Here is an 8,976-nt window from a genome sequence, read left to right as displayed (position 1 = left end):
AGATCCGCCATGCCGTGGACGAGTTCGGGGATGCCGACGCTCTCGGGACGCAGCTCCTGGCGCCGCGAGAAGGCGAGCATCCGCTGGGTCAGCGAAGCGCCGCGCTCCGCCCCTCGGATCGCCGTGTCGGCGAGTTGCCGGAGCTTCTGGTCGTCGGGAAGCCGCTTCTTCAGGATTTCGAGATTGGCCAGCACCGCCGCCAGGAGATTGTTGAAGTCGTGGGCGACGCCGCCCGCCAGCTGTCCCAGCGCCTCGAGCTTCTGCGCCTGACGCAGCTGTTCCTCGGTCTGGCGCCAGGCCGTGATGTCCATCAGCCCGCACAGCGCCTGCTGGAACCGGCCGTCCGCGTCGCGCTCGACATGCGCCGAGAGGAGGCAGTGGAGCTGCCGGCCGTCCTTGGTCACGAACTGGTATTGCGCGCCGCGCAGCTCCTTGGACGCCAGGAGCGCGGGCCAGTCGACCTCGGTGCGGCGACGGGCGGACTCCGGGGTCATGAAGTCGGTCAGCGGCCGTCCCACCACCTCCTCGAATTCATAGCCGAGCACTTCAAGCCAGACGTCGCTGACATGCTCGATGCGCCCGTTCTCGTTCAGCGCATGCAAGGGCAGCGGCGTGCGGCGGTAGAGGGTGGCGAAGCGCTCCCGGCCTTCCCGCGCCGCGGCCGTCTCGCGGGCGCTCGCCAGGGCAAGGCGCCGGTCGACCAGCGACGCCGCCAGCGCCAGGAACAGGATGAGGAACGTCAGTCCGGCGATCGCGAGGGCGAGGGCCATCGGGTCGAGCGCGGCCGCCGTGGGCATCGCGTCGTCGCCGGGCTCCCTGACGAAAGTCGCGGCGGCCATGCCGGTATAGTGCATCCCGGCGATCGCCAGCCCCATCGCGCCGGCGGCGGCGAGCTTGCGGGGTGCCGTGGTGCGCTTGAACGCCAGCCACAGGGCCGCGGTGGACGCGGTGATGGCGATCGCCACCGAGGCGGCGACCAGGGCGAGGTCGTAGTGGATCGCCATCGGCATGCGCATCGCCTGCATGCCGAGATAATGCATGCTGGCGATGCCGACCCCCATGATCAGGCCGCCGGGCAGAAGGACGGGCCAGCCCATGCCGCGCCCGCACAGAAGCGCAAATCCGATGCCGGTCACGAGCATTGGCAGGGTGAGCGACACCACGGTCAGGGTGACGTCGTAAGTCACCGGCATCGGCATGCGGTAGGCGAGCATGGCAACGAAATGCATCGACCAGATGCCGCCGCCCATGGCGATGGCGGCGGTGGCGATCCACCCGGCCTGGGCCCATTCGGTGGCGCTGCGGATCCGGCCGGCGAGATCGAGCGCCGTATAGGCGGCAAGGGTCGCGATACAGACGGAAAGAACGACCAGCGGCCAGGAATAGCTGCCTTCGACGATCATGACATTCGGATCCCTTCGGATTGCAGAGGGATGACGCATTCAGCTCGGTTGGTCACGGCAATTCGCTAACCGTTTTTCATATAATAAGATCAGCAATGCGAGGCGAGATTTGTGGAGCACAACGTGCCGAAGCGGATGCCACGATTGACCGCTGTCCTGTTCCTGCCGGTAATTGCATCGTTGCTTCTCACGGGCAGTCTCGTTGCATTCGTCGTCCACTGGTCTACGAGCCAGGCCGACGCGGAATCGATTCGGCGCGAGACGATGCTGGTCCGTGAGCTAATGGATCAGAGGATCGCTCGAATCACCAAGGACCAGCAGTCGACCACCAGCTGGAACGATGCGCTGAAGCAGGCTCTCGGCCCCCGCGAGCCAGCGTGGTTCGACGCAAATCTCGGCATTTGGATGCACGACTATTTCGGCATCGACCGCACCTTTGTCCTTGATGGTGCAGGGCACTCCGTCTACGCGATGATCGACGGCCATCGGGATGAGCCGAGCTCCTATTTCACCCATGCCGCGGCGATCGACCCGGTCGTGGAGGAGCTTCGGGCGCACCGCTTGCGGGCGCAGTCAGCCACCAACGCGCCCACCGCGATCCGGCGCTACGTTCTCTTGGAGAACCGGCCAGCGATTGTGAGCGCTGCCGCTATCGTCTCAGACACCGGCGAGATCGCTCAGGTTCTGGGGAAGGAGCCGATACACGTCGCCGTCGAATTCCTTGACGGCCGCTTTCTGGCAAAACTTCAAACCGACTTTCTGCTCGACCATGCGCGGTTTTCCTGGACCGGTCATCTGGGTCCCCATGAAGCGGCCTTTCCTCTTAAAGCCGAAGATACGAACCTTGGTTATCTCGTCTGGACGGTCCGCCAGCCCGGAACAAAGATATTCGAACAGATGATGCCGGCACTCGGCGCTGCCGGCGCAATTCTCGTCTTGCTCGCGGGCGGGCTTCTGTTCTGGATCCGTCAAACCACGAGCAGACTCGCCAGATCGCAGCAGCAGATCGAGTTCATGGCGCATCACGATGCGCTCACTGGCCTTGCCAATCGATTTTCGTTTCAGAGCCGACTGGAAGAACGGATGCGGGAGTTCGCGCAGGCGCGGCGAAGCTTCGCGGTACTTTACCTCGACCTCGACCGATTTAAGGCGGTCAACGACACGCTGGGCCATCAGGCCGGCGATGAGCTGATCCGTCAGGCGGGAGAAAGGCTCTCGGCTTTGGTGCCCGGGACAGAAGATATGGTCGCTCGCCTCGGCGGCGACGAGTTTGCTGTTTTACGCAATCAGGTTGGCGACCGCACCGAGATTGAAAGCCTCTCCAAACGCATCATCGAAATTATCCAGACTCCGTTCGAGTTGGCAGACCGACAGGTGTTCATAGGCGTGTCGATCGGCGCAGCGATCGCGTCAGGCGAAATGCCGGCACAATTCGATCTCGTGCGCCGCGCGGATGTCGCACTCTATCGTGTGAAAAAATCCGGACGAAACGGCTATATCATATTCGGGGAGAATGACATTTATCTAGATTTCGAATGGGAAGAAATGCGATCATATAATTCCTCTCGTGTAATTTTCCGATAAAGTACGACAGTGTTTCAGTCATAAATTTGATGCCGCCACATTCGTTGAATTTACGAAGGCAGCGCAAAATAACATGATTACGTCATAAGGGATTGGATGAGATCATTCAAGAGAGCAATTTTGGCTGGGCTAGAATGTTGTTTGGCCACATGTATATATGAGATAAGTGCTTCTTGATATTCTCCGTTCTTTAGGGCGCCATTTCGCTGCAGGCAGGAGACTAAAACTTGGAGTGCTGCGGTTGTCGCTGCCATGTGCGCAGCAAGGACTTCACCTTCAGCGCTTAGTTTTGCCATTTTTTCCTCCGTCGTCCCAAACAATATTTTAATCAGCGGGTGAACAATCCTTGCCGCGAATTCAGAAAAAAAACTTTAAGTGGTCACAAAGTTTAACTTCCACGGTCATGATCTAACCGCCGAATCGTCTGGTTGTTGACACTGAATGAGCCAGAAACCGAGGTGCGTCATCAGGCAATTTTGAAGATCCATGCCTGCAAAGGGTGATAACGACTATCCTTGACGCGAACCATCGCGGCTGTCCACCCGCCCCGGTTTCCCGCCGCTTCCCCACGTCAATGCTCCTGCCCTGCCCGCGAGCCACGGGTCTCGCGGGTTTGCTGCGCAACCGGGCCTCCCGCATGGACATGGGGGCCCGCGCGGCGGTGACCGCCTGCGAGCCCGCTGGTTTGCCCTGCGGGCGCGGTCAGGCCATTCTGACCTGACCTCAACCAGTCTCGGCGGGCCCGCAGGCCGCCAACCCGGACTGACGTCGCCGCGGCATGGGATGGGATGGGATGGGAACAGGATAAGCAATTTTTTTCATGGTCAGCTACTTTCCCATCCGCTCTAGCGCTAATTTTGCAGAGTAATCTCCTTGTTCTGCAGCTTTGCGATACCAGAATTCAGCCTTTATTTCGTCTTTTGGCAGCAAAATACCATTTAAGTACACAGCACCTAGATAGGCTTGCATCGGTGCATCACCTTGCTCGGCCGCCTTGCGATACCAGGCAACCGCCTGTGCCGGATCCTTCTCGACGCCCCTACCATTTGCATACATGGTGCCGAGAGCGGTCTGCCCCCTCGCGTCGCCCTGCTCGGCTGCCTTGCGGAACCAGGCAACCGCCTGTGCCAGATCCTTTTCGACGCCCGTGCCGTCCGCGTACATGTTACCAAGGCTGATCTGTCCTCGCGTATCGCCCTGCTCGGCGGCCTTGCGGAACCAAGCGACTGCCTGCACCAGGTCCTTCTCGACGCCTGTTCCCTCGGAATACATGGCTCCAAGGCTAGCTTGTCCTTCCGCGTCCCCCTGCTCGGCCGCCTTGCGGAACCAGGCAACCGCCTCATCCTCCGAGCCAGACGCATCCAGGGCTCGCCCCAACAAAAATTGCAGGCGTGGTTCTGTGGGGTGCGCCGCCTGGGCTGCCCGGCAGGCCGGCACGGCACGATCGGCCTCGATTTTTTCGAAGTAGACCCCTTTCACGCCAGCCGGGCGGGCGGGATCGAAGCGATCTGCCGCCAACTCCTCACAAAGCCGGACTGTCTTGTCGATTTCCGCAGCTTCCGTTGGCTCGTCTGGAGTCGGACCAGCCGGTCTCTGCGAGCTCAAGCCAAGGGACGGCGCCGCCGTCCGATTGATCCGAAGGCTCGCGATCTCGGACTGACTGAAGACATGCATCTGATCCGGCGGCGTCACCAGCATGATGGGTAGCACCCCCGGGCTGACGCCCGCTCGGTTCATGAAGTCGGCGGCATCTGACAAATTCAGCTGCCCGAACTGAAAGTCGTTCGACTGCGTCGAGGCAATCTGGTGAACGCCGAGCGCGCCCTTCACCTCACGCCCTGAGCCCGCGAAGAAGACGAAGGCGCAGGCGGAGAGACATTGGGCGTCTTGCGGGACGACAGTCGAAAGCTGTTCGTCCAGGATCGTGTCGGCGATTTCGAGGGCGATGATCAGCGAGCCGCCTGGGCTGTCGAGTTCCACCGTCCGTGCTTGCGGCGCAGCGCGCAGGGCCGCCCTGAAATTACAGCTTTCGCGCGCTGTGATCTGGCCCTTCAACCGGATGACGGTCGGAGTGGCATCGTCGATGGTGAAGGCACCAAAGGTTTGAGTTTTACCGGAAGCGTGGGTTGCAACCATGCATATCGCTATCACCGAGGCCAATCCGCCCAACGTGGCCACTTGGCTCTTCCCCCGCGATGAAAGCCACACAGTTCGATCCCTCCCTGGACCCACCTTCGAGCATGCCATGAAAGTCTAGACTGGCCAGCGGACCGTTTGAAACAGTTCCATTGTAGTCTGTTTCATCTCGGCGCCAGCGAAGCCGCCACGCAGGAAGCCCGTCTCGTCACGCGTAGCCGCGGCGCCCCTTTACCCGACGGAGCCGACCATACTCCCTCACGGCGGCCTCGGCCGTCGCGAAGAACTGCCGCATCACCCGGCCGCCGCGGCCAATCCGGCTCGCGCGTGAGGGCATAGCCGCCGAACAGCGTTGGCTCGATTGCCAGCACGTAGAAGCGCGACGAGCGCTGCTTGGAATTGATCCGGCACAGATAGAGGCGCGGCGGCAGGGAGGCCATAAGGCAGTCTATAAGGTCCAGCTGCACCGTCATGGCCGCAGCCGTCCAATCGTCTGGTTGCTGACGTTGAACGAACGGGCGATCGACATGTGCGGCTCGCCATTGGCCTTGCGTTCGAGCGCTTCGGCCTTTTGGGCCGACGTCAGCTTCGGGCGCCGCCCCATCTTCACACCGCGCGCCTTGGCGCGGGCGCGGCCCTCGGCGGTGCGGGTCTTGATCAGATCCCGCTCGACGTCGGCGAGACCGCCAAGCACTGCGAGCATCAGGCGGCCGGTGCTGTCGTCGGTATCGGCCCAGGGCTGGGCCAGCGACCGGAACCGCGCACCGGCGTCGACGATGCGCTTGACGATGGCGAACATGTCGAAGGTCGACCGGGCCAGGCGGTCGATGCGGGTGACCACCAGCTCATCGCCGGGGCCGAGGGTGGCGAGGAGCTTCTTCAGCTCCTTGCGGTCGGCCTTGGCGCCGGAGACCTTTTCGCGGAAGACGGTCGTGCATCCGGCGGCGTGCAGCTCCTCGAGCTGAGCCTCGAGGGTCTGGCCGACGGTGGAGACGCGGGCATAGCCGAAGGAGCGGAGAGAGGCGCGACTTTTGTCCATGATTTATGGAAAGGATAACCCATTGGCCGGGCTGCGCAACCAAAATCTTCCATAATTCTTCTTTCATTGCCCGCCAAGCTGTTTCAGGGCATCCTCTGCACCTGGGTGACCTTGGTCAGCAGCTTTGCGATAGCACTCGAAGGCTTTCGCTTGGTTGAAAGGAACGCCTGTACCGCGGGAGTACATCCTACCGAGTTTGAATTGCGCTGCGGCGTTTCCTCGGCTCGCGGCCTTCCTGTAAAGGTCAGCGGCCGCGACCAAATCGGGCGGGACACCCAGCCCGACCTCAAAAACGTCTCCTAGTTCCCTCAGTACGTCGACCCTCCCCCGATCGATGGCCTCGCGATATAATTTGGCAGTCTTGTCATTGTCGAAATCTTCTGGAATGGCGAGGCCGTGATCATACAGTCTGCCGTAAAAAGACAGTTGATCGGCACGCTCGTCGGCCGCGCGGCGAAACCATTTGGCCGCTTCCGTAGCATCTTTAGGAACGCCACGACCAAGTGTGTATAGAAGGCCAAGCCGATATTGCGCGCGCGTGTCGCTCCGCATGGCCGCCTTTTCGAACCACTTGGCCGCTTTCGCATTGTCGACCGGTCCGCCGCCGCTACTGGCATATAGCAACCCGAGAAAATATTCTGCGCCGAGATTGTCCTGCTCGGCGGCCATTCCCAACCAATTGATGGCTTGCCAATCGTCCTTTGGAACGCCGTGACCGACAGCGTAGGTCATGCCGAGAATGAATTGGGTGCGGGATCACCCTGTTCTGCCGCCCTGTGAAACCATTCGATAGCGGTTGCTTGATCCTTCGAAACGCCGCGACCGGTGGCGTATCTCCTACTAAGATTGATTTGGGCGGACTCCGAGCCCTGTTCGGCGGCCTTGCGATACCACGCTGCAGCTTCCGCCTCGTCCTTGGCGACGCCGCGACCCGCATCGTAGATCGCAGCAAGACGAAGTTCCGCCGACTGAGAACCCTGTTCGGCGGCTTTGCGATACCAGCGGACGGCTTCCGCCTCGTCCCTCGCTACCCCCTGGCCTTCGGCGTACATCTCGCCGAGTTTTACTTGCGCCGAGGCTAGCCCTTGGTCGGCGGCCTTGCGATACCAGCGGACGGCCTGCGCATCGTTCTCCGAGACACCCCAGCCGTGGGCGTAAATGTCACCAAGTTCGGCCTGCGCCGAGGCCAACCCCTGTTCAGCGGCCTTGCGATACCAGACGGCAGCATTTGCCTCATCGCGAGGAACGCCATCGCCATGGGCATAGATGGCAGCAAGATCAACCTGTGCCGCGGCATAGCCCTGGTCGGCAGCTTTGCGGTACCACCGTAAAGCCTTGTCAGTTTGCCTCCCCTGCTGAAAGGCCCGGCCGAGTTCATAGGCAATTCGGACATTGGTCGGGTCAAGGGCGACGGCTTTCTCGCAGGCCGTGATCGCCGCGTTGGTGGCCTCCAAACCGATAATATATGTGACCCCAGCCACGTCCGCCGGCTTATGCACATCTTCCGGCGACGCGGCCAATTCGTCGCATTGGTGCACGGCAGCAGTGATCACGGCTGCGTCTTCAACATCCGCAGGCGGTTTGGCCTGATTAGAGGCCAATCGGCGCAGATTGACATCGGGAGAAAGATCCATGCTGTCAAAAGATAATATGGGTCCTGCGGCCATAAATATGCTCGCGGAAAAACGCGATTAGAAGATATAATTAACGGCAATATTGCTAATATGAAATACATAAAGACGCTTCGCTTCAGAATGAATTTTATCGGCACTTTTTCCAAGCGCGAAATGAGGTGTGCAGCCTAAACATATGCCAATCGTTATGAGACAAATATTTGGATAAATGTCTTTTTGACATAACAATGCTCCATGATTGCGCCTGAGTTTAATGAATCTCTCGCAGCGTCATCAGGAAAATCGCGACATCGAATTAGATTGCAATAAAACAGCCCGAGCTTGTGCCAGTATCCTATCGCACTGATGGTCAACGCTGACGCTCGCAAACCATCAAGATTTACCACCGGCATAGCGAAAAGGTCGAGCAAACGCTGACCCACGATCGAATTCTCATAAACGACCGTTTTTGAGACAGCACCTGTCTCTGGTTACGATAGCACAAATTCCATAACGTAACTCGTCTCAAAACAGGTCTTGAAACAAGCGTCTCGATACGTCATGGTGCCGACGAGAATTGAGACCAGACCATGAAAATCGGCTACGCCCGCGTTTCCACCCTCGACCAGAACCCGGATCTTCAGCTGCAGAAGCTGAAGGAGGCCGGCTGTGAGCGCCTGGTCGTGGAAAAGGGGTCCGGCGCCAAGGTCGCACGGCCCGAGCTGCAGCGGCTTCTCACGGATATGCTGCGCGAGGGCGACACTCTCGTTGTCTGGAAGCTCGACCGCCTGGCGCGATCGCTGAAGCAGCTGATTGATACGGCCGAGGATCTCAAGGCGCGCGGGATCGGTCTCATTTCCTTGACCGATGCCATCGACACCTCGTCGCCCGGCGGCATGCTGCTGTTTCATATGCTTGGGGCGATTGCCGAGTTCGAACGCGCCCTCATCCGCGAGCGGACCGGGGCCGGCCTCGCCGAGGCCAAGCGCCGGGGAAAGCGCGGTGGGCGTCCGCGTTCTCTGACGCCCAAGGACGTGACCGCGGCTCGCGCGCTCCTTGCCGATGGCACCCTCACCTCCAAGGAGGTCGCTGCCCGCTTCGGCGTCTCGAAGGCGACCCTGTACCGCTACCTCGAAGCTACGCCGCCTACCCCAGAGCTGTGACTTCAATCCCTTGCCAAAGAGCATGACGTTTTGGCGTC

General features: G+C 60.5%; 7 protein-coding genes. 2 read left to right on the top strand and 5 right to left on the bottom strand.

From position 1 onward, the window contains the following. On the bottom strand, positions 1-1,403 hold a 1,403-nt coding region (locus tag J1C47_RS16460), incomplete at its 3' end, for an MHYT domain-containing protein (protein WP_207351870.1). A gap of 144 nt (positions 1,404-1,547) precedes the next feature. Here J1C47_RS16460 and J1C47_RS16455 point away from each other — a divergent pair. Then, the gene (locus J1C47_RS16455) at positions 1,548-2,987 is read left to right on the top strand and encodes a diguanylate cyclase domain-containing protein (RefSeq protein WP_207351869.1); all 1,440 of its coding nucleotides are present in this window, start codon (positions 1,548-1,550) and stop codon (positions 2,985-2,987) included. 828 nt (positions 2,988-3,815) lie between these two features. On the opposite strand, the gene J1C47_RS16450 is transcribed toward J1C47_RS16455, so the two are convergent. The 4 genes from J1C47_RS16450 to J1C47_RS16435 form a co-directional block, all read right to left on the bottom strand. After that, on the bottom strand, positions 3,816-5,123 hold the full coding sequence (locus J1C47_RS16450; protein ID WP_207351868.1) for an SEL1-like repeat protein: 1,308 nt from the start codon (positions 5,121-5,123) through the stop codon (positions 3,816-3,818). Between the two features lie 469 nt (positions 5,124-5,592). Beyond that, on the bottom strand, positions 5,593-6,162 hold the full coding sequence (locus J1C47_RS16445; protein WP_207351867.1) for a recombinase family protein: 570 nt from the start codon (positions 6,160-6,162) through the stop codon (positions 5,593-5,595). 63 nt (positions 6,163-6,225) lie between these two features. Continuing rightward, positions 6,226-6,894 carry a tetratricopeptide repeat protein gene (locus J1C47_RS16440; protein WP_207351866.1) on the bottom strand — a complete coding sequence of 223 codons (669 nt, stop codon included), beginning with the start codon at positions 6,892-6,894 and terminating at the stop codon, positions 6,226-6,228. Then, on the bottom strand, positions 6,891-7,829 hold the full coding sequence (locus J1C47_RS16435; RefSeq protein ID WP_207351865.1) for a tetratricopeptide repeat protein: 939 nt from the start codon (positions 7,827-7,829) through the stop codon (positions 6,891-6,893). The genes J1C47_RS16440 and J1C47_RS16435 overlap by 4 nt, the downstream gene beginning before the upstream one ends. Positions 7,830-8,365: 536 nt before the next feature. Here J1C47_RS16435 and J1C47_RS16430 point away from each other — a divergent pair. Further along, positions 8,366-8,938 carry a recombinase family protein gene (locus J1C47_RS16430; protein ID WP_207351864.1) on the top strand — a complete coding sequence of 191 codons (573 nt, stop codon included), beginning with the start codon at positions 8,366-8,368 and terminating at the stop codon, positions 8,936-8,938. The last annotated feature ends 38 nt before the right edge of the window (positions 8,939-8,976 follow it).

It is taken from the genome of Jiella sonneratiae, assembly GCF_017353515.1.
In the GTDB taxonomy this organism is placed as follows: domain Bacteria; phylum Pseudomonadota; class Alphaproteobacteria; order Rhizobiales; family Rhizobiaceae; genus Jiella; species Jiella sonneratiae.
This window is presented reverse-complemented; position numbering and strand designations above follow the sequence as displayed.